Annotated in this window: 21 protein-coding genes; 8 read left to right on the top strand and 13 right to left on the bottom strand. The window is 72.5% G+C overall.

Annotated elements, in window-relative coordinates:
• Window positions 1-3: 3 nt before the first annotated feature.
• The 3 genes from ACIQMJ_RS12420 to ACIQMJ_RS12410 all read right to left on the bottom strand — a co-directional run bounded on the left by ACIQMJ_RS12420 (window position 4) and on the right by ACIQMJ_RS12410 (window position 1,479).
• A complete protein-coding gene (locus ACIQMJ_RS12420; protein ID WP_499761038.1) occupies window positions 4-357 on the bottom strand; it encodes an antibiotic biosynthesis monooxygenase family protein in 354 nt (117 codons plus the stop codon).
• The gene (locus ACIQMJ_RS12415; RefSeq protein ID WP_499761037.1) at window positions 354-551 is read right to left on the bottom strand and encodes a hypothetical protein; all 198 of its coding nucleotides are present in this window, start codon (window positions 549-551) and stop codon (window positions 354-356) included. Before ACIQMJ_RS12415 ends, ACIQMJ_RS12420 begins: the two co-directional genes overlap by 4 nt.
• Before the next feature lie 748 nt (window positions 552-1,299).
• Window positions 1,300-1,479, bottom strand: a complete 180-nt coding sequence (locus tag ACIQMJ_RS12410) for a transposase (protein WP_499761036.1) — start codon at window positions 1,477-1,479, stop codon at window positions 1,300-1,302.
• A 525-nt stretch (window positions 1,480-2,004) separates the two neighbouring features.
• Between ACIQMJ_RS12410 and ACIQMJ_RS12405 the strand changes: the two genes are divergently transcribed.
• Window positions 2,005-2,919 carry a sensor histidine kinase gene (locus ACIQMJ_RS12405; protein WP_499761071.1) on the top strand — a complete coding sequence of 305 codons (915 nt, stop codon included), beginning with the start codon at window positions 2,005-2,007 and terminating at the stop codon, window positions 2,917-2,919.
• Complete coding sequence (locus ACIQMJ_RS12400) at window positions 2,916-3,536, top strand: response regulator (protein ID WP_499761035.1); 621 nt, start codon at window positions 2,916-2,918, stop codon at window positions 3,534-3,536. Before ACIQMJ_RS12405 ends, ACIQMJ_RS12400 begins: the two co-directional genes overlap by 4 nt.
• 2 nt (window positions 3,537-3,538) lie before the next feature.
• On the opposite strand, the gene ACIQMJ_RS12395 is transcribed toward ACIQMJ_RS12400, so the two are convergent.
• Window positions 3,539-4,738 (bottom strand): S8 family peptidase, encoded by a 1,200-nt coding sequence (locus ACIQMJ_RS12395; RefSeq protein ID WP_499761034.1) that lies wholly within the window; start codon window positions 4,736-4,738, stop codon window positions 3,539-3,541.
• A gap of 263 nt (window positions 4,739-5,001) precedes the next feature.
• Between ACIQMJ_RS12395 and ACIQMJ_RS12390 the strand changes: the two genes are divergently transcribed.
• Window positions 5,002-6,831, top strand: coding sequence for a DNA/RNA non-specific endonuclease (locus tag ACIQMJ_RS12390; protein WP_499761033.1), 1,830 nt, complete (start codon window positions 5,002-5,004; stop codon window positions 6,829-6,831).
• 171 nt (window positions 6,832-7,002) lie between these two features.
• Here ACIQMJ_RS12390 and ACIQMJ_RS12385 read toward each other — a convergent pair whose 3' ends face one another.
• Window positions 7,003-7,587, bottom strand: coding sequence for a CGNR zinc finger domain-containing protein (locus ACIQMJ_RS12385; RefSeq protein WP_499761032.1), 585 nt, complete (start codon window positions 7,585-7,587; stop codon window positions 7,003-7,005).
• An 84-nt stretch (window positions 7,588-7,671) separates the two neighbouring features.
• On the opposite strand from ACIQMJ_RS12385, the gene ACIQMJ_RS12380 reads away from it, so the two are divergent.
• On the top strand, window positions 7,672-8,454 hold the full coding sequence (locus tag ACIQMJ_RS12380) for an MBL fold metallo-hydrolase (protein ID WP_499761031.1): 783 nt from the start codon (window positions 7,672-7,674) through the stop codon (window positions 8,452-8,454).
• Between the two features lie 115 nt (window positions 8,455-8,569).
• Here ACIQMJ_RS12380 and ACIQMJ_RS12375 read toward each other — a convergent pair whose 3' ends face one another.
• Window positions 8,570-9,580 carry a TerC/Alx family metal homeostasis membrane protein gene (locus tag ACIQMJ_RS12375; protein ID WP_499761030.1) on the bottom strand — a complete coding sequence of 337 codons (1,011 nt, stop codon included), beginning with the start codon at window positions 9,578-9,580 and terminating at the stop codon, window positions 8,570-8,572.
• A 233-nt stretch (window positions 9,581-9,813) separates the two neighbouring features.
• Between ACIQMJ_RS12375 and ACIQMJ_RS12370 the strand changes: the two genes are divergently transcribed.
• Both ACIQMJ_RS12370 and ACIQMJ_RS12365 read left to right on the top strand, forming a co-directional pair.
• A complete protein-coding gene (locus ACIQMJ_RS12370) occupies window positions 9,814-11,310 on the top strand; it encodes a glycoside hydrolase family protein (protein WP_499761029.1) in 1,497 nt (498 codons plus the stop codon).
• 71 nt (window positions 11,311-11,381) lie between these two features.
• A complete protein-coding gene (locus ACIQMJ_RS12365) occupies window positions 11,382-12,725 on the top strand; it encodes a hypothetical protein (protein ID WP_499761028.1) in 1,344 nt (447 codons plus the stop codon).
• Between the two features lie 35 nt (window positions 12,726-12,760).
• Here the strand turns inward: ACIQMJ_RS12365 and ACIQMJ_RS12360 are convergent, their stop codons facing one another.
• From ACIQMJ_RS12360 to rpmB, 5 genes are read right to left on the bottom strand one after another with little or no spacing between them, the layout of a single operon-like run.
• A complete protein-coding gene (locus ACIQMJ_RS12360) occupies window positions 12,761-13,921 on the bottom strand; it encodes a GTP-binding protein (RefSeq protein ID WP_499761027.1) in 1,161 nt (386 codons plus the stop codon).
• Between the two features lie 60 nt (window positions 13,922-13,981).
• Window positions 13,982-14,215, bottom strand: a complete 234-nt coding sequence (rpsR, locus tag ACIQMJ_RS12355; RefSeq protein WP_499761026.1) for a 30S ribosomal protein S18 — start codon at window positions 14,213-14,215, stop codon at window positions 13,982-13,984.
• A gap of 10 nt (window positions 14,216-14,225) precedes the next feature.
• Entirely contained in the window at window positions 14,226-14,522 is a 297-nt protein-coding gene (gene rpsN, locus ACIQMJ_RS12350) for a 30S ribosomal protein S14 (protein WP_499761025.1), read from the bottom strand.
• Window positions 14,522-14,689, bottom strand: a complete 168-nt coding sequence (gene rpmG, locus ACIQMJ_RS12345; RefSeq protein ID WP_033439124.1) for a 50S ribosomal protein L33 — start codon at window positions 14,687-14,689, stop codon at window positions 14,522-14,524. Before rpmG ends, rpsN begins: the two co-directional genes overlap by 1 nt.
• Window positions 14,689-14,928 (bottom strand): 50S ribosomal protein L28, encoded by a 240-nt coding sequence (gene rpmB / locus ACIQMJ_RS12340; protein ID WP_499761024.1) that lies wholly within the window; start codon window positions 14,926-14,928, stop codon window positions 14,689-14,691. The genes rpmG and rpmB overlap by 1 nt, the downstream gene beginning before the upstream one ends.
• 47 nt (window positions 14,929-14,975) lie before the next feature.
• Here rpmB and mrf point away from each other — a divergent pair, with 47 nt between their 5' ends.
• The gene (mrf, locus tag ACIQMJ_RS12335) at window positions 14,976-16,070 is read left to right on the top strand and encodes a ribosome hibernation factor-recruiting GTPase MRF (protein WP_499761023.1); all 1,095 of its coding nucleotides are present in this window, start codon (window positions 14,976-14,978) and stop codon (window positions 16,068-16,070) included.
• A gap of 7 nt (window positions 16,071-16,077) precedes the next feature.
• On the opposite strand, the gene ACIQMJ_RS12330 is transcribed toward mrf, so the two are convergent.
• The gene (locus ACIQMJ_RS12330; RefSeq protein WP_499761022.1) at window positions 16,078-16,488 is read right to left on the bottom strand and encodes a Fur family transcriptional regulator; all 411 of its coding nucleotides are present in this window, start codon (window positions 16,486-16,488) and stop codon (window positions 16,078-16,080) included.
• 80 nt (window positions 16,489-16,568) lie between these two features.
• Entirely contained in the window at window positions 16,569-16,928 is a 360-nt protein-coding gene (locus tag ACIQMJ_RS12325; RefSeq protein ID WP_499761021.1) for an ArsR/SmtB family transcription factor, read from the bottom strand.
• Window positions 16,929-17,022: 94 nt separating this feature from the next.
• Here ACIQMJ_RS12325 and ACIQMJ_RS12320 point away from each other — a divergent pair, with 94 nt between their 5' ends.
• Window positions 17,023-18,987, top strand: a complete 1,965-nt coding sequence (locus ACIQMJ_RS12320; protein ID WP_499761020.1) for a heavy metal translocating P-type ATPase — start codon at window positions 17,023-17,025, stop codon at window positions 18,985-18,987.
• Window positions 18,988-19,031: the final 44 nt, after the last annotated feature.

The following is a 19,031-nucleotide window of genomic DNA, read 5'->3' as shown; positions in this document are numbered from 1 at the left end:
GACCTAGCCTCCAACCGTGATTGACTCGGACGCCGCCGCGGTGGTGAGGCGGACGTGGTAGCGCAGCGAATCCCTCGCCGTCACGCACGCCATCAGCGGAGCCGCGATCTCGCGGTGGCCGGGAGTGGCCTCCCACTCGTGGAAGTGCGCCGGGCTCGACCACTCGCTGGTGATCACCCAGTCGGCGGGATCGTCCTCCGACTGGCACAGCTGGTCACCGAGGTAGCCGTCTACTTCGGACACCTGATGGGAAACCTGCCGGTAGGCGGCCAGGAACCGTTCCTCCGCGCCGTCTGCGATGCGCAACCGGAAGATCACACGCAGGCGGCCTGCGTGCCGTTCGTCCACGGCTGTCATGACGATGTGCATTCCGGGTACGCGGCGATCTCCGGCGCCTGGAACACCTCGGGGACCGTCTCGGCGAGCGGCGGCGGCGCGGCGGCGGCGAACGCCGTTCGGGCCACCACGACCGCACGGGCCGTCGGCATGCCGAAGCCGGGTGCCCGACACTTCTCTGCTTGCGACTTCGCCATGTGGGATTCGGTTGACATGAAGTCGTTTCCTGTTCTGTCGTCCCGAACGTGCTGCTGGACCGGCCGGCACGGTCCGCGTCGGGGCTTCCGGACCGGGGATGCCCGCGAGGTGACCGGCTACCCGGTCAAAGCCTCAGAACCGTTCGACCGGGTGCTACATCACCCGGCCGGACCACATGGAGCGTTACCTTCCAGCATTTTTGGCTGGACGCGTCACACCACAGTGGAGTCTCCAGTTTGCAGCGCTGGTACGGCATCACCCGGTGCACGCCCGAACGGCCCGATCATCCGGCGCGGACGATCGTCGGCCGGTGCGGATCGCTCGGCGACCCTGACTCGCAGCGCCGCCCGATCGTCGCCGGACGGTAGAACGGAAGACTCCCGCTGGTCGGGCCATCAATCGATCAACCGGCACGGCACCGGAAGGGCTGGTTGGCGGCGGCAACGTCCATCGGACGTGCACGCTGCGGAGTCTCTGACCTGGCGTTGTGCCGGCCCGAACTGTCGTCCGTGCAGTTCGGGAGCGTGGGGTGTTGGTTGACGATGCCGCCCAGCCGTTGTCGCGGCGGACGTCGAGTCGGGTAGCTGAACCGCCCCGGCTTCGTGGGGTGATGTGCTCTGGGTTCTGTGGAGTCGGGTTACTGGACTGTCATGCTGATGTCCTCGAGAAGAGGTCGGCTGCCCAGGAGTTACCCGCCGGAGTTCCGTCGCAAGGTCCTCGACCTGATCGCGAGCGTTCCGGCCAGGTCGCGCCGTCGGGTTGCGGTCACGGGGAGATGTCGACCACCAGCACCAGGCGGCAGTCGGCGGCACGTGGCAACGGCAGCCGCACCAACGCTTCGTGTAACCGGTCGACCTCGGTACGGCCGTTGTTCACCGCGTAGCAGAGACCACCGTGACCACGCCGGTGCTCCGGCGCCAGCGACAGGCCGACCAGCGTGCGCACCGGCCCACAACACGGCGTCGGCGAGCTCGAACAACCCGTCCGCCCGACGGGTCGGACACCGGTTGAACTTCCGCCGGAACCCGGACAATGCCCCTGGCGACCGGTTGCGGTCGGGAGGGTGCACACTGATCACGCAGCCCTTGGTCGAACATCCTTCTGTCGCAGGAGTGATGATCAACCAAGGGTTGCTTCCATGATCAACCGGGGCGTGCATCACCGCCGGGACTGAAGAAGACGAGCTCACAGTCCCCGCTCAGGTCGCGACGACCGTCTGCCTGAGCGATCCGCGTGCCGCGAGCCATCGGGTCCAGCGGCCGAACGGCCTGGGTGCCTGAACGACCGGCGGGCCCGGTGCGGCACGGGAAGGCTGCGAGATGGGATCGGGAGGATCCGGGGGAATTGGGTCGGGGATGGCGGTGGGGGACGTAGCCTGCCCGTGTGCGTCCTCTGCCGTGGTTGTCGCCCCTGCTCTGCGGGGTGGTGTTGGTGGTCGGTGGGTATGCGGGGTTGGTTGGGTTGGGGGAGGTGTGGTGGTTGGGGTTCGCTGGTGGGTTGGTCGGGCTCGTGGTGGTCGACGTGGTCGGGTGGCGGTTGGGGGCGGGGTTGGGGTTGGGGTTGCGGGCGGGGTTGGTGGTGGTGGTTGCGTTTGCGGATGGGTCGGGGATGGGGCGGGTCCTCTTCTTGCTGTTGCCGTTCGCGGCGTACTTCGCGTTCGGGCGGGTGGTGGCGGTCGCGGTGGGGGTTGGGGTGGCCGGGTTCCTGGTCGGGGCGTTCCAGGTGACGGTGCCCGGGTGGACGCGGTCGGTGGAGCACGTGTCCGACCTGGTGATGTTCGGGATCGGGGTCGTCTTGGCGTTGGCGATGGCGGAGATGTCGGCGGCGGCGGAGCGGAATCGGGTGGCGCGGGAGGTCCACGACGCGATCGGGCACCACCTCACGGCGGTGTCGGTGCTGCTGGAGAAGGCCGTGGCGTTCCGCGACCACGACGCCGCGGTGGCGGATCGGGCGATCGAGGACGCGCGGCAGTCGGCGCGGCAGGCGTTGGAGGACGTGCGCACGTCCGTGAAGGCGCTCCGCGAGCCCTTCCGGTTGGGTGACGCGCTGGTGCGGCTCGCCGACCCGCTCGAGGTGGACGTCACCTGCACGGGTGACGAGTCCCGGTACGCGACCGGCACCTTGCTCGCGCTCTTCCGGGCCGCGCAGGAAGGCATCACGAACGCGGTGCGGCACGGCGGCTCCGGCGTCACCGTCATGGTGCACTGCGGACCGCGCGAAGCGCGGCTCGTGGTCGAGGACGACGGGCCCGGGTTCGCGCCGGAACGCGAGGGGTTCGGCCTGCGCGGGCTCCGCGAACGGATCGCGCAGGTCAGCGGAACGGTCGACGTCACGTGCGCCGCGAGCACCCGGCTGACCGTGGTCGTGCCGAGGGGGACGGCGTGACCGACGACGTGCGCGTGGTCGTCGTGGACGACCAGCAGCTCATCCGCGAGAGCATCGCCGCCCTGCTCGACCTCCAACCCGGCATCACGGTCGTCGGCACGGCCGGTGACGGGCGGGCTGCGGTCGAGGTGGTCGGGGAGCGCGACCCGGACGTCGTGCTGATGGACGTGCGGATGCCCGTGCTGGACGGCATCGACGCGCTCGGCCTCCTGCGCCGCGAACGGGCCAAGGTGGTCATGCTGACCACGTTCGACGACGAGGAGTACGTGGTCCGGGCGCTGAAGGGCGGCGCGAGCGGCTACCTGCTCAAGGACCGCCCGGCGGCCGAGCTCGCCGCCGCGGTCCGGCTCGCGCACTCCGGCGTGGTCCAGTTCGACCCGGCTGCGGCGGCCCGCCTGGCGTCCGCCGTGACGAGCGGACGCCCCGACGGGCTCACCGAACGCGAAGTGGACGTGCTGCGGCTGGTCGCCACCGGCCGCACGAACCGCGAGATCGCCGGACGCCTGCACGTGAGCGAGGGCACGGTGAAGAACCACGTCTCCCGCATCCTCGGCCGGCTCGGCCTGCGCGACCGCACGCAGGCCGCCGTCTACGCCCGCGACCGGGGCCTGCTGTAGCCCTACACCGGGATCATCCCCATGAACAGCAACAGGTTCGGCGACCCCGCGCCCGGGTTGGTGATCACGCCGGGCGTCGCGTTGGCCCGCAACGCCTCCGCCACCGCCATCGCCGAATCACCCGGGAACCGGTGCCGCCACAACGCCGCCACCCCCGCCGCGTGCGCCGACGCCGTCGACCCGCTGATGGTCGAGTACGCGGTGTCCGAAGTCCCCCACGCCGACGTGATGTTCACGCCCGGCGCCCACACGTCGATGCACGACCCGTAGTTGGAGAAGCTCGCCTTCGCGTCGTTGGCGTCCGTCGCGCCCACCGTCGTCGCCAACGGCGTGCTGCCGGGGGAGAACGCGCACGCGTCCGCGTTCGACCCGCCGGACACCACCGAGTAGTGCACGTTCGCGTTGATCGACCGGGTGATGGCGTCGTTGAACGCCTGGTTCGCCGCACCGCCGAGCGTCATCAGCGCGACCGCGGGCCGGCCACTGGCCGCCGCGTCCCGGGTCGCCCAGTCGATCCCGGCGATGATCTGCGAGTACGTGCCGGAGCCCTGGCAGTTCAGCACCCGCACGGACACCAGCGTCACGTCCTTGGCCACGCCGGTGGTCCGGCCGCCGACCGTGCCGGCCATGTGCGTGCCGTGGCCGTTGCAGTCGTTGCCGGGCGGGGTGACGCCGCCGACCGCGTCGAAGCCGGGCACGGCCGCGCCGTCGAACTCCTGGTGCGTGTAGCGGATGCCGGTGCCGAAGATGTACGCGCGCACCGACGACGCCGTGCTCGGGTGGAAGTACTTCCTGTCCAGCGGCAGGGAGCGCTGGTCGATCCGGTCCAGCCCCCACGACGGCGGGTCGGGCTGCGCCACTAAGTCCTGCGCCACCACGTCCTGCGCCACCACGTCGTTCGCCGGCAGCCCGACCCGCACGTCCTGGGCCACGTAGGCGACGCGCGGGTCGGCGGCCAGCCGCCGGGCCTCCGCCGCGCCGGCCCGCATCGCGAACCCGGGAAGCGCCGTCCCGTACGTGAACGTGACGTGCGGCGCGGCGGACCGGGCGGCGGCCAGGTCCGAGTGCCGCTTGAGCACCACGATGTAGCTGCCGGCCACGGCCTGCGGGTGGTCGGCGTACAGCACGGGCGCGGCGTGGGCGGTGGGGGCGACGAGGCCGGCCAACAGCGCGCTCGCCACCACCGCATGTCCGATCTTCACGGCTCCTCCAACAGGGCAGGGTGTCGTCGGGGAACGTGCTCGTCCTTGAACCACAGCACGAGCACACGGGCGGGCAACAGGTCCGATCAGAGTTCAACGATCAGTCGTCCGATGGTCAACTTTCAGCCTTCTCGGTACTGGATACTGCATTCAGTGGTCGAGCTGTACCTCGAATGGGTGAACGGGACGGGTTCGGGCTAACACCGGATCGGGTGACGTCGACAGCAAGGCCACCGGCGCGCACACACAGGGGGTTTGCGCTCATGGTCAAGAAGAAGAACGGTTTGTCCGCCTCGCTGCGGCGGTTCGTGCGCACCAAGGGCGCGGACTACCTGCGCGACCCGAACGTCTCCTCGATCGGGATCGGCTACAAGGTCGCCGACGGCAAGCCGACGGACGAGATCGCCATCCAGTTCACCGTCCGGCAGAAGGCCGAGCCCGAGGCGTTGCGGGCGCTGGGCACCGCGCTGCTGCCGGAGACGATCGAGGTGGACGGCGCCCCCGTGCCCACCGACGTGCTGCAGCGCGACTACCGCGTCGACTTCCACGTGGTGGAGGAGACGGTCAGCGACGTGCGCAAGACCCGCGTCGACCCCGTGGTGCCGGGCGTGAGCGTGGGTCACGTGCGGGTCTCCGCGGGCACGGTCGGCTGCGTCGTGCACGACCGGGTCGACGGCACGCCGTACGTGCTCAGCAACTGGCACGTCCTGCACGGCCCGAACGGCGCCATCGGCGAGGAGGTGGTGCAGCCCGGTGTGCACGACGACAACCGCACCGACCGCAACCGCCTCGGCCGGCTCGTCCGGTCGCACCTGGGCGCGGCGGGGGACTGCGCCGTCGCCACCATCGAGGACCGGCGGTTCGAGTCGGAGATCCTCGACCTGGGCGTGCGGATCGACGAGCTGGGCGAGCCGGAACTGGGCGACAAGGTCGTCAAGAGCGGGCGGACGACCGGCGTCACGCACGGCGTCGTCCGGCGCGTCGACACCCTCGTCAAGATCGACTACGGGCCCGGCGTGGGCCGGCGGCAGATCGGCTGCTTCGAGATCGGGCCGGACCCGGCGCGCCCCGCCGCCGACGGCGAGATCAGCATGGGCGGCGACTCCGGCTCCGCGTGGGTGTTCAAGGCGGCCAACGGCCGGACCGGCCGGACCATGGCGGGCCTGCACTTCGCGGGCGAGGCCGGGGACAGCCCGGACGAGCACGCGCTGGCGTGCCTGCCCGGCTCGGTGTTCGAGAAGCTCGGCATCACGCTCAAGCCGCCGCGCGAACCGCAGGCGCGCGCCGCGCTGGTCGGGTTCGACGAGAACTTCCTCGGCACGCCGGTGGGCGTGCCGGAGCTGGGCGAGGCGACCCGGGCGGACGCGGTCGAGCTGAACGGGTCGGTCGTGATCGACTACACGCACTTCTCGCTGGCGCAGAGCAAGTCGCGGCGCTTCGCGTTCTGGGTGGCGTGGAACATCGACGGCGGTGACCTGAAGTCCATCAACCGCACCGGCATCCCGTTCGTGCTCGACCCGCGGCTGCCGGCCGAGTTCCAGGTCGGCGACGAGCTGTACCGGGGCAACCGGCTCGACCGCGGGCACCTGGCGCGGCGCGCGGACCTGCTGTGGGGGCCGAAGGCGGTGGCCGAGCGGGCGAACGTCGACTCGTTCTTCTTCACCAACATCACGCCCCAGATGGACGACTTCAACCAGAGCATGCGGCAGGGGCTGTGGGGTCGGCTGGAGGACGCCGTGCTGTCCGACGTGGACGTCGACGACCTCAAGGTGAGCGTCTACGGCGGTCCGGTGTTCCAGCCGGACGACCGGGTGTTCCGCGGCGTGGCGCTGCCGCGCGAGTACTGGAAGGTGATCGCGTTCGTCTCGGCGGGCACGCTGACGGCGCGGGCGTTCGTGCTCACGCAGAACCTGAACCAGCTGGAGTCGCTGGACCTGGACGAGTTCCGGGTGTTCCAGGTGCGGCTGGACGAGGTGGAGCGGCGGTGCGGCTTCACGTTCCCGGCGGCGTTGCGGGCCGCGGACACGCTGGTCTTGCCGGAATCGCTGGACGAGCGCGCGCCGCTGGAGGCGTTGACCGACATCCAGTGGTGAGCGCGCCGCCGGTGGTGGGTGTCAGACCACTTCCGCCTCCGCGTCGACCAGGCGCCTGTCGTCCAGGACGAGCCACCCGCCGAACGCGATCAGGAACACGCCCGAAGCAATGAAGATGACAGCCCTCAGCACCGCAGTTCCCCTCGTCGCGGTGCGCGGCCACCTCGGTCGTCAGCCGGCTTTCTGCGTGCGACGGGCGTAGGCGCGGGCGGCTCGGGCGCGGTCGCCGCAGCGCGTGGAGCACCAGTGGCGGCGACCGTGGCGCAGCAGGTAGCGGTTGCACGGTGGCGAGCCGCACTGGGTGAGGCGTTCGGCGTCGGGACCGGTGAGGAGGTCGGCCGCGTTGGCCGCGAGCGTCGCGAGGGCCCGGTCGAGGATCTCGTTGGTGGGGCACGGCGTCGCGCGGTAGGGGCCGGTCTTCTCGTCCCACTGCAACAGGGCGGCCGTGGGCGCTTTGCTCAACGCGTCGTTGACCGCGGACAGGGCCGACGACAGGGCGGGCACCCCGGCGACGCGGGCCGCGAACAACGACCTGACGTTCTCCCGCAACGAGCGGAGCTGGCTCGCGCACATCTCCCGCACCCCGGCGTCGGCCGGCGCGAGGCCGCGGTCGAACAGCCACCGGTTCGTCGCCGCCGGTGTGCCGAGCAGGTCGATGAACTGCCCGCCCGGCAGCGCCACGGCGCTGTTGACGAAGTCGAGGGCGAGGTGGTCCTCCGCGCCCGGCGCGGGCGGCGGCACAGGCTCGTCGGTCACCCTCTCATGGTACGAGTTGTGTTTTTCCGTGAGAAGGGGCTACCGTCCCTCACGGATAACTACTTCATCATCCGTGAGGTTCTGATGACCGACACCCTCGGCGCACGGCTCCCCGTCCGCGTCTTCGGCGGCCCCACCGCCCTGTTCACCTACGGCGGGCTGACCTTCCTGACCGACCCGACGTTCGACGAGCCCGGCGAGTACCCGGTGCCGCGCGGCCTGCTGACCAAGACCGCGCCGCCCGCCGCCGCGCCCGCCGACCTCGGCCGCGTCGACGTGGTGCTGCTCTCGCACGACGAGCACCCCGACAACCTGGACAACGCGGGCCGGGCGCTGCTCGCCGACGTCCCGCTCACCCTCACCACGCCCGGCGGCGGGCAGCGGCTGGGGGAGCGGGCCAGGGGTCTGGCCGACTGGGAGTCCGTCCGGCTCGACCGGCCGGACGGCGGTTCGGTCACGGTCACCGGCGTGCCCGCCGTCCACGGGCCGCGCGACCGCGCGGAGGTCGAACCGATCACCGGCCAGGTCGTCGGCTTCGTGCTGACCGGCGACGGCCTGCCGACGGTCTACGTCAGCGGCGACAACGCCTCGCTGGACGCGGTCGAGCAGATCGCCGCCCGCTTCGGCCCGGTGGACACGGCCATCCTCTTCGCCGGCGCTCCCCGCTTCCCGATCCTCTTCGACGGCCAGGTCATCGTCCTGGACAGCGCCCAGGCCGCCCGGGCGGCCGAGGTCCTCGGCGCGCGCCAGGTCGTGCCGGTCCACTACGACAGCTGGTCGCACTTCACCGAGGGGCAGGACGCCCTGGTCGCCGCGTTCACCGCCGCCGGCCTGCGCGACCGGCTGGACCTGGGCCAACGCGGCTGACCTGCACGTGACCGTGCACCTGCGCGCGGCGTCCGCGCGGAACTGGCAGGCGGCGGCGTCCTGGCACTGGGGGTTGGTGCCGGTGGACGCCGCCGCCGGGCTGGTGGGGTGGCGGTCAGTCGACGGGCTGCTCCGCCGGCCGGTCGACGCGGCGGCGGGAGCGCAGGCTCGTCACGGTGACCGTGGCGAGCACGACGATGATCACCCCGAGGGAGAGCGGCGTCGGGATCTCCGGCACGGCGGGCCAGATGCCGTGCGCCCAGTGCAGCACGAGCTTCGCGCCGATGAACGCGAGGATGATCGCCAACCCGTGGTTGAGGTGGACGAGCTTCGCCAGCGCGGTGTGCAGCACGAAGTACAGGGCGCGCAGGCCGAGCAGGGCGAAGGCGTTGGTGGCGAACACCAGGTACGGGTCGTCGGTGATGCCGTAGACCGCGGGCACGGAGTCGACGGCGAAGACCACGTCGGTGGCGAACACCGCCACGACCACGACGGCCAGGGGCGTGAGCGCGCGTCGGCCGTGCTCGCGGACGGTCAGGCGGGCGCCCCGGTAGTCGTCGGTGACCGGCATCAACCGGCGCAGCAGCCGGACCGAACGCATCTCGTTGATGTCGCGCTCCCCGCCGTGCCCGGCCATCGCCTCGCGCAGGATCTTCACCGCCGAGGCGAACAGCACCAGCCCGAACACCAGGAACGCCCACGTGCCGGCCGACAGCATGGCCGCGCCGGCCGCGATGAACACGCCGCGCAGCACCAGCGCGCCGACGATGCCGTAGAGCAGCACCCGCTGCTGCACCTCGTTCGGCACGGCGAAGGCGGCCAGCAGCAGCATGAAGACGAACAGGTTGTCCACCGACAACGACTTCTCGACCACGAAGCCGGTCATGAACTCCAGCGCCCGGTCGGTGTCGAACGCCTGCCACAGCCAGAACCCGAACACCACCGGCAGCGCGAGGTAGAACACCGACCACCCGGCGGCTTCCCGCAGAGACACCTCGTGCGGGCGGCGGGTGACCACGAAGTCGGCCACCAGCAGCGCCACCAGGACGGCGATGCTGGTGAACCACAGACCCGGCGACCCGATGGACTCGACCGGGCTCGCCGAAGCGGCGACGTGCACAGGCATCAAGGGCTCCTCGAACAGCGAAGTCCGAGGTCTCCTTCACCCTCTCGGGCGGCCTGCCGGGGACATCGACGGGATGTCCGTACTGACCGGCCAGGCACTTGGGAAGTACTCCCCTCGGCGCCCATTATCAGGGACGACCGCCGATTAGTAAAGCAGTGGTAAAGGTGAGCTGGTCGGCACGGACCGTGAGCACCCCTCACTCACACGTATGAGCGGCCACTAGACTGGGCGACGTGTCCCCGGGTCGACGGCTTCTCGCGCTGCTTGCTGCCTCCGCACTCGTGGGCACGGTGACGGCGTGCAGCGACCCGGTCGCCAGCGGCTCGGTGCCGATGACCTCCGCGTCGGAGACCACGTCGTCCGCACCTGCACCGCGCCCGGCGCCGAAGAAGCTCGCGCTCGCCGTCGACCGGCCGCGGGAGAGCGCCGGCGTGGTGATCCAGGGCGTCGGTGACGCGCCGTACAACTACGCGCCCGCCGTGCTGCGGGAAGGCGGTCGGGTCCGGGCGTGGTGGTGCAGCCAGATGAGCATCGCGCAGCCCGGCGGCGACGACATCCTCCACAGCGAGGGACCGTCGCCGGACGGCCCGTTCAGCACGGCCGCGCCCGTCTTCTCCGGCAGCACCACCGGGTTCGACGCGATGCACGTGTGCGACCCGTCGGTGGTCCACGTCGGCGGCGTCTACTACATGTACTACACGGGCGCGGCCCGCGACAACCACGCCAACGGCAGCTCCATCGGCGTCGCGAGCAGCCCCGACGGCATCACCTGGACCCGGGCGAACAACGGCCAACCGATCGTCGTGCCCGCCAACGACGTGATCCGCGAGAACGCCTACGGCGCGGGCCAGCAGTCCGTCGTGTACGTCGACGGCTGGTTCTACCTGATGTTCACCGACACCACCGGCCGCGCGTCGCACCCGAACGGCGCCGGCCAGTACGTGCTGCGCTCCCGCGACCCCCTGTTCGGCAAGGGCGTCGAGGCGTTGGGGGAGAAGGGCATGTCGCCGGTGCCCGCGACGAACCAGCCGCGCACCCGGTCGGTGGTGGAGGCGTTCAGCGCGGACTGGATGTGGATCGACGCCGCGTCGGCGTTCGCGATCGCCCACTCGACCGACGCGGGCACCACGATCACGTTCTGGAACGCCGACTTCACCCGCCAGCCGTACGACCCGGTGCTGATCCCGGGCGCGTGGCGCGAGGGGCCGGGTCTGGTGCGCACCGCCGAGGGGCACGCGCCGGTCGACCCGACCGACCCGTGCGGGCGGGTGTCGCTGGACGTGCTGCGCTCCACCGTGATCGGCGGGGCGAACGCGCCGACGGACATCCGGCACTTCGGCCTCGACGCGGTCGGCCTGGCGGGCTGCGCCACGACGGCCGAGGTGAGCGCGCTCGACCGCTTCGCCGTGCCGTCGCCGGAGAACACGGTCGACCTGGTGGTGGGCGACGAGGTGCTGCGCTTCGAACGCCGGTCGGTGGCCAAGGAGCTCTCCCGCGGCGTGCTGGCGCAACGGCCCGCCGTGGTCGACTCGCTGCCGGTCGCGGCCCGCGTGCCCGCCGGCGCCGAGGCCGTGCGCTCGCCGGACGGCGTGGTCGGGCTGGTGCTGGACGGGAAGCTGTGGGTGGTCGGCTCGATCGACGTGGCCGCGCTGAACTCCTCCCCGATCACGGCCGTGTCCGCGCAGCAGTGGTCGCTCTACGAGCGGGGCGGGGAACTCACCGCACCCTGACCGGAAGACGCCCGCGGGGGTGCGGGTACTTTCCCGCTACCTAGTCCACGGGCGCAGGGGAGGGCCGCCGGATGACGGTGACGACCGAGGACCCGCCGAGAACCGGCGGACGGCGGCTGCGCGCGGTGGCCGACGGCCTGCTGCCGCCGCCGTCCGAACCTCCCGCCCCGCGCGGGCGGACCGCGACCGGGTACGCGCTCGGGTTCCTGGGCGCGGTCGGGTTCCTGCTGCTGATCCCGGCGGGCCGGTCCCGGCTCGACCACCTGTGGGCCGAGGACGGCGCGCGCTTCCTGGTGGACGCGCTGACGCGGCCGGCGTGGTCGAACCTGGTGACGCCCTACGGCGGGTACCTGCACGCGCTGCCCCGGCTGGTGGCCGAGCCGGTCGCGCTGCTCCCGCTGGAGTGGGCCGCCGCGGGCTTCGCCGTCTCGGCGGCGGTGCTGCGCGCCGCGGTCGCCCTGATCACGTTCGCGGCGTCGGGCGCGTACCTGCGGTGGGTGCCCTTGAGGTTCGCGCTCGCGGCGCTCGTGGTGGTGCTGCCGGCCGGCAACTCCGAGCCGGTCAACAACATGACGAACCTGCACTGGTTCCTGCTCTACGGGATGTTCTGGGCGCTGCTGTGGCGCAACGCCCCGCGGGTGCCGGTCGCGCTGTTCGTGCTCCTGGCCGCCCTGTCGAGCCCGCTGGCGCTCCTGCTCGTGCCGATCGCGCTGCTGCGGTCGGCCCTGCCGCGCAAGGAGGTGCCCGTCGCGTTCCTCGCGGGCGCGCTGGCGCAGGGCGTGGTGATGCTGTTCGCCGAGCGGAACCCCTACTCGCACGACGCGGTAGACCCGGTGCAGGTGGTGCTGGCGAGCGTGCTGCGGGTGCCGGTGGTGGCGTTCACCGGGTCGGAGCAGGTCGCCCGGATCTACCCCGAGCAGGGCAACCTGCCGGTCGTGGCCGCGGTGCTGGCGGCGGCCCTGCCGATCGCGGCGGGTTTGTGGTGGGCCGACCGGGCGGGCCGGCTGGTGGCGTCGCTGGGGGTCGCGCTCAGCGCGATCGTGATCGTGGTGTCGCTGACCGCCAACTGGGCCGCGGTCCTGCAGGTGCAGCAGCCGGACGTGGTGCTGGCCGGGCAGCGCTACAGCATCGCCCCGTGCCTGTTCCTGTTCACCGCGATGGCCGTGGGCCTGGCCGCCGTGCCCGCGGGGCAGCGGCGGCGCCTGGCGGTGATGGCGGCCCGGTCGGTGATCGCGTTCGTGGTGCTGGTCAGCGTGAGCCAGCACCTGCGGGAGCCCGAGGTCGTGCTGACCGGGGTCCCGTGGGGTGACAGCGTCGCCCGGGCACGGGCCCAGTGCGGCGAGGGCGCGCCGGCGGGCCGCCTGGACCACGAGCCGGAGACGTGGTACTTCGACCTGCCCTGCCGCTACCTGTGACCGGGCCCCGGCCCGGACGTCGCCGATCGGGTGGGTCAGCGCCCCAGCGGGAGGCGGGGGAGCGGGAACACGTGCTCGTGGTCGTGCGCGTCGACGTCGTCCCACGGCGGCAGCGGGTCGGGGAACCGCCGCCACGCCGCGGGGCCGGCGGCCAGCTCGGCGTCGGTGAGCAGCGCCGGGTCGAGCCTGCGCCGGGGCTCGTCGCGGTCCAGGCGGACGCCGATGAACACCAGCTCCTGCCGGGCCGCGTGGCCGGCGAGCAGCTCGCCCGGCTCGATGGTCAGGTTCGGGCCCGCCTGCGACCACACCGCGAGCGTGTGCGGCCGGCTGGCGACGTGGCAGAAACCCTTGCTGCGCAGCACCCCTTCCCAATCGGCCAGCGCGGCGGCCAGGCGTTGCGGGTGGAACGGCCGGTCGGCGCGGTAGGTGACCGAGCGGATGCCGTACTCCTCGGTCTCCGGGGTGTGCGACCCGGCCAGCTCCGCGGCCCAACCCGGTGCCGTGGCGGCCGTGACCGGGTCGTAGCGACCCGTGTCGAGCACGTCCGCCAGGTCCACCACCCCGCGCCGCGAGCGGATCAGCCGGGCGTTCGGGTTGAGCTCGCGCAGCAGGCCCTCGGTGGTGGCGAGCAGGTCGGGCGTGGCCAGGTCGGTCTTGTTCAGCACCAGCACGTCGGCGAACTCGACCTGGTCCACCAGCAGGTCGGAGATCCCGCGCTCGTCGTCCTCGGCCGCGGCGAGGTCGCGCTCGGCCAGCCGGTCGCCGCGCTCCAGCTCGGCCAGGAACCCGACCGCGTCCACCACGGTGACCATGGTGTCCAGGCGGGCGTGGTCGGACAGGCTGGTGCCGTCCTCGAAGGTCCACTCGAACGTGGCCGCGACCGGCATCGGCTCGGAGATGCCGGTGGACTCGATGAGGATCGTGTCGAAGCGGCCTTCGCGGGCCAGCGCGCCGACGCTCTCGAGCAGGTCCTCGCGCAGGGTGCAGCAGATGCAGCCGTTGGTCAGCTCGACCAGCCGCTCACCGCCGCGGCCGGCGACGAGGGAGGCGTCGATGTTGACCTCGCTCATGTCGTTCACCACCACGGCCACCCGGCGTCCTTCCCGGTTGGCGAGCACGTGGTTGAGCAGGGTGGTCTTGCCCGCGCCGAGGAAGCCGGACAGCACGGTGACCGGGACGCGCGTATCGGGAGTCATGTCAACCTGTCGGGGGAGTGCGGTGCGCCCCGCCGTGACGACGGGGCGCACCGGGATCGGTCAGCGACCCTTGCTGGGGTAGGGGAGCAACGCCATCTCGCGGGCGTTCTTGATGGCGGTGGCGACCTGGTGCTGCTGCTGCGGCGTCAGACCGGTGACCCGGCGGGACCGGATCTTGCCGCGGTCGGAGATGAACTTGCGCAGCAGCGCCACGTCCTTCCAGTCCACTGTGGTCACGCCCTCCTTGTGCAGGGCGTTCACGCGGCGCTTGGCGGGGCGCTCGGGGCGGGGCACGGTCCTCCTCCTACCAGCTCGACTTGGTCACGCCGGGCAGCTCGCCCCGGTGGGCCATCTCGCGCAGCCTGATCCGGGAGAGCCCGAACGCGCGGAACACCGCGCGGGGACGGCCGTCCACGGTGTCGCGGTTGCGCAGCCGGGTGGGCGACGCGTCGCGCGGCAGCTTCTGCAACGCCCGCTGGGCCGCGTCACGCCGTTCGGGGTCGGTGCGGATGACCTCCTTCAGCTCCGCGCGCCGCTCGGCGTGCCGGGCGACGGTCTCGCGCCGCTGCCGGTCCTTGGCGATCTTGGACTTCTTGGCCATCAGCGCTCCTCCTTGAAGTCGACGTGGCGGCGCACGACCGGGTCGAACTTGCGCAGCACCAGCCGGTCCGGGTCGTTGCGGCGGTTCTTGCGGGTCACGTAGGTGTAGCCGGTGCCCGCGGTGGAGCGGAGCTTGATGATCGGCCGCACGTCGGTGCTCTTGGCCATCAGACCTTCACCCCCTGGCGGCGAAGCTCGGCCACCACGGCCTCGATGCCGCGCTTGTCGACGGTCTTGATGCCCTTGGTCGAGAGGGTCAGCACGACGTGCCGGTTCTCCGAGGGCAGCCAGAACCGGCGCCGCTGCGTGTTGGGCAGCCACCGGCGCGAGGTGCGCCGGTGGGAGTGCGAGACCTGTTTGCCGAAGCCGGGCTTGCGCCCGGTGACCTGGCAGTGCCGTGACGACACGCTACCTCCAGTTTGAAACGACAATCGTTTCCGTTAGGCTAACCCACATGGGAACCGAGGTCCTACTGGTGTCCGGCCTGGCGCAGCACGACGTGGCCGAAGAGGTCTGGCGCGCGACGCCGGGATCGGTGCTGGTCCGGCACGACCTGCGCGACCTGGCCCAGGGCGTGGTGCGCCGCTGGGTGGACGGCGAGCTGACCGTGCTCGAACTCGCGCACGGCTGCGTCTCGTGCACCCTGCGCCTGGACCTGCTGCCGCTGCTGGAGCGCCTGGGCGGTCGCGTGGTCGTGCACCTGGACCCGGCGCTGGAGCCCGAGGCGGTCTGCTTCGCCCTGCGCGAGGTCGACGTGCGGGTCCGGGCCGTGATCGCGGTGGTCGACCGCGCCACCTGGCTCGCCGACGCGACCGGCGACGACACGCTGGCCGAGCGCGGCCTGGGCGCGGTCGAGGGCGACGAGCGGACCGTGGCGCAGGTGGTCGTGGGCCAGGCCGAGTTCGCCGACGCGATCGTGCTGACCGGTGCCGGCGGCGACCCCGTCCTGGGCGCCGTGCTGGACCGGCTGTCACCCCTCGCGCCGCGCCGCGACCGCGACCGGCTGGACGTGTCGGAGCTGCTGGCGGCGATCCCCGAGGGCGCGCGGCGGGGTCGGTTCGACGACGGGTTCGGCCCCCTGCTGCACGGGCAGCCGCCGCTGCGGCCGGCCCACGGCGTGGCCGTCGTCCACTTCACCGAGCGCCGCCCGTTCCACCCCATGCGGTTGCACAAGGCCATCGACGTGCTGCTCGACGGTGTCGTGCGCACGCGCGGGCGGGTGTGGCTGGCCGGTCAGCCGGACGTCGCGCTGTGGCTGGAATCCGCGGGCGGCGGCCTGAACGTCGGCAACCTCGGCCCCTGGCTCGCCGCCGTGGACGACTGGTCGGAGTACCCCGCCGAGCGCCGGGCGGTCGCGTCGGCGGTGTGGGACCCCCGCTTCGGCGACCGGTCGCAGGAGCTGGTGGTCATCACCACCTCCGCGGTGCCGGACGAGGTCACGGCGGCGCTGCGCGAGGCGCTGGTGACCGACGAGGAGCTGGCGCTGGCCGACGAGCTGGAGTTCGTCGACCCGTTCACCGGGTGGCACGACGAGATGGAAGACCTCTGAGGGACCGTCAGGGGCATCGACCGCACCGCCCGGCCATCTCGACCTCCACCTGGACGTCCGCGAACCCGTGCGCCGTCGCCGTCTCGACGGCCCACCGCGTGACCGCGGCGGTGTCCACGCCCGCCGTGCGCCCGCACCGCACGCACGTGAGGTAGTGGTCGTGGGTGTCGGTCCGGAGGTGGAACAGGTGGCGGCCCGCCCGGTCGCGCGTGAGGGCGGCGGCACCCGCGTCCACCAGTGAGGTCAGGTGCCGGTAGACGGTGGTCAGGCCGATCCGCTCGCCCTCGGACCGCAGCAGGTGGTGGATCGCGTTCGCGGTGGTCGGGCCGGGCAGGCCGGTCAGCACGCGCAGCACCGCCTGGCGCTGGGGCGTCATCCGGGGGCCGCCGCGCAGCGGGACGAGCGGTGACGCGGACATGAGCCCCCCAGGTCGTCGTTCGACAACGATAATCAACACCAATATAGCCACGGCGGCGTGGCGGGGTGATCAGGTGTCGGTCAGCCCGCGTCGGGGCGGTCGGCCAGGCCGAGCCGGAGGTGCTCGCTGTGGTAGACGGCCTCGTCCAGCAGTTGGGCGACGTGGTTGTCGTGCAGGCTGTAGACGATGCTGCGGCCGGTGCGGGTGCCGATGACCAGGCCGAGGTTGCGCAGCAGGCGCAACTGGTGCGACACCGCCGACTGCTCCATGCCGATCGCCTCGGCCAGCTCGGTGACCGGGCGGGGTCCCTGGCGCAGTTCGCTCAGGATCAGCAGCCGGCTGGCGGTCGCCAGGGCCTGCAACGTGGTGGCCACGTGCGCGGCGGCCTCGGCGTCCAGCCGCCCGGCCGGTCGGCCGTGACCCTCCGCCCCGTGTCCCATGGTCGCGCAGTCTAACTTCCGGGTGATGCATGAAGACATCTTCATGTGTTCTGTTATGGTCGGGCGGCCGATCGTCGTTCCCGGAGGTGCCCCCGTGGCTTCCACCACCGCCACACCGACCCCGCTCGCCCCGGTCCGGCGGTCCGCCGCGCCGCCGCGCCGGACCCGGCTGCTCGCGCTGCCGGAGGCCCGGTGGGCCGCCGCGGCGCTCGCGCTTTTCCTCGCGGGGCTGGCCGCGCACCTGCTCGGCGGACCGTCCTGGCTGTGGTGGGCGCTGTACCTGGGCTGCTGCGCCGCCGGCGGGTGGGAGCCGGGGCTGGCGGGGCTGAGGGCGCTGCGGGACCGAACGCTCGACGTCGACCTGCTGATGGTCGTCGCCGCGATCGGGGCCGCCGCGATCGGGCAGGTGGTGGAGGGCGCCCTGCTGATCGTCATCTTCGCCACCTCGGGCGCGCTGGAGGCGCTGGCCACCGCCCGCACCGAGGACTCCGTGCGCGGCCTGCTGGACCTCGCCCCCGACGTGGCCACCCGCCTGGACCCCGATGGCGGCGAGCACGTCGTGCGGGCGGCCGACCTGGCGGTCGGCGACGTGGTCCTCGTGCGGCCGGGCGAGCGGATCGCCGCCGACGGCACGGTGGTCGCGGGCGGGAGCGAGGTGGACCAGGCCACCGTCACCGGGGAACCGCTGCCCGTGGACAAGACCTCGGGGGACGGGGTGTTCGCCGGGACGCTGAACGGCACCGGCTCCCTGCGGGTGCGGGTGGACCGCCGCGCCGAGGACTTCGTGGTGGCGCGCATCGCCACCCTGGTGGAGGAGGCGAGCCGGACCAGGGCGAAGACCCAGTTGTTCGTCGAGAAGGTCGAGCAGCGCTACTCGGTCGGCATGGTCGCCGCCACGCTGGCCGTGTTCGCCGTCCCCCTGCTGTGGGGCGAGGCGTTGCGGGAGTCGTTGCTGAGGGCGATGACGTTCATGATCGTCGCGTCGCCGTGCGCCGTCGTGCTCGCCACGATGCCGCCGCTGCTGGCCGCGATCGCCAACGCCGGGCGGCACGGCGTGCTCGTGAAGTCCGCCGTGGTGATGGAACGACTCGGCGCGACGACCAGGGTGGCGTTCGACAAGACCGGCACGCTGACCCGTGGAACGCCCGAACTCTCGGAGATCCGCGCGCTCGACGGCGCACAGTCCACAGAGGACCGATTGCTGCGCCTCGCTGCCGCCGCCGAACACCCCAGCGAACACCCGCTGTCCGCCGCCGTCGTCCGCGCGGCCCGCGACCGCGGCCTGGACCTGCCCGTCGCCGTGGAGTTCTCCGCCGAACCCGGTCGCGGCGTCTCCGCCCGGGTCGAGGGCCACCTCGTGCAGGTCGGATCACCGGCGGCGCTGCTGCCGGCGGGCGCACCGCCGGCCGCCGTCGAGGAGCTGCGACGGCGCGGGCACACCGCCGTGGTCGTGCTCCGCGACGGGGACCTGGTCGGGGTGCTGGGCCTCACCGACCAGCCCCGGGCCGAGGCCGCCGCCACCGTCGCGGCGGTCACCGGGCTCACCGGCGCCACGCCCGTCCTGCTCACCGGCGACAACCGCGCCACCGCGGACCGGCTCGCCGGCCGGGTCGGCATCACCGACGTGCGCGCCGGGTTGCTGCCGGAGGACAAGGTCGCCGCCGTGCGCGGACTGGAGGCCGACGGGCACCGGGTGGCCGTGGTGGGTGACGGCATCAACGACGCGCCCGCGCTGGCCGCCGCGCACACCGGCATCGCGATGGGTGGCGCGGGCGCCGACCTCGCGCTGGAAACCGCCGACGCCGTCGTGGTCCGCGACGACCTCACCACGATCCCCGCCGTGATCGCGCTGTCCCGACGGGCCCGCCGCGTCGTGGTCGCCAACCTGGTCATCGCCGGCGCGTTCATGGCCGGCCTGGTGGTGTGGGACCTCGTCGGCACCCTCCCGCTGCCGCTCGGCGTCGCCGGGCACGAGGGGTCCACGATCATCGTCGCGCTGAACGGCCTGCGCCTGCTGCGCGCCGCCGCTTGGCGTCGGGCCGTTCGGGAGACGTCCTGAGATCCGTCGTCCGGGGTGGACGGCACCGCGCGGGCCGCCGGCCG

Source organism: Actinosynnema sp. NPDC091369 (assembly GCF_044757065.1).
GTDB lineage: Bacteria > Actinomycetota > Actinomycetes > Mycobacteriales > Pseudonocardiaceae > Actinosynnema.
The sequence above is the reverse complement of the archived record's forward strand: the minus strand, read 5'-3'. Positions and strand labels throughout refer to the sequence as shown.

What these genes read in the sequence shown, in the direction of transcription:
- ACIQMJ_RS12420 (WP_499761038.1), bottom strand. Translation starts at nt 357, where the DNA reads ATGACAGCCGTGGACGAACGGCACGCAGGCCGCCTGCGTGTGATCTTC.
- ACIQMJ_RS12415 (WP_499761037.1), bottom strand. Translation starts at nt 551, where the DNA reads ATGTCAACCGAATCCCACATGGCGAAGTCGCAAGCAGAGAAGTGTCGG.
- ACIQMJ_RS12390 (WP_499761033.1), top strand. Translation starts at nt 5,002, where the DNA reads ATGGTCAAGAAGAAGAACGGTTTGTCCGCCTCGCTGCGGCGGTTCGTG.
- ACIQMJ_RS12380 (WP_499761031.1), top strand. Translation starts at nt 7,672, where the DNA reads ATGACCGACACCCTCGGCGCACGGCTCCCCGTCCGCGTCTTCGGCGGC.
- ACIQMJ_RS12375 (WP_499761030.1), bottom strand. Translation starts at nt 9,580, where the DNA reads ATGCCTGTGCACGTCGCCGCTTCGGCGAGCCCGGTCGAGTCCATCGGG.
- ACIQMJ_RS12365 (WP_499761028.1), top strand. Translation starts at nt 11,382, where the DNA reads ATGACGGTGACGACCGAGGACCCGCCGAGAACCGGCGGACGGCGGCTG.
- ACIQMJ_RS12360 (WP_499761027.1), bottom strand. Translation starts at nt 13,921, where the DNA reads ATGACTCCCGATACGCGCGTCCCGGTCACCGTGCTGTCCGGCTTCCTC.
- rpsN (WP_499761025.1), bottom strand. Translation starts at nt 14,522, where the DNA reads ATGGCCAAGAAGTCCAAGATCGCCAAGGACCGGCAGCGGCGCGAGACC.
- rpmG (WP_033439124.1), bottom strand. Translation starts at nt 14,689, where the DNA reads ATGGCCAAGAGCACCGACGTGCGGCCGATCATCAAGCTCCGCTCCACC.
- mrf (WP_499761023.1), top strand. Translation starts at nt 14,976, where the DNA reads ATGGGAACCGAGGTCCTACTGGTGTCCGGCCTGGCGCAGCACGACGTG.
- ACIQMJ_RS12330 (WP_499761022.1), bottom strand. Translation starts at nt 16,488, where the DNA reads ATGTCCGCGTCACCGCTCGTCCCGCTGCGCGGCGGCCCCCGGATGACG.
- ACIQMJ_RS12325 (WP_499761021.1), bottom strand. Translation starts at nt 16,928, where the DNA reads ATGGGACACGGGGCGGAGGGTCACGGCCGACCGGCCGGGCGGCTGGAC.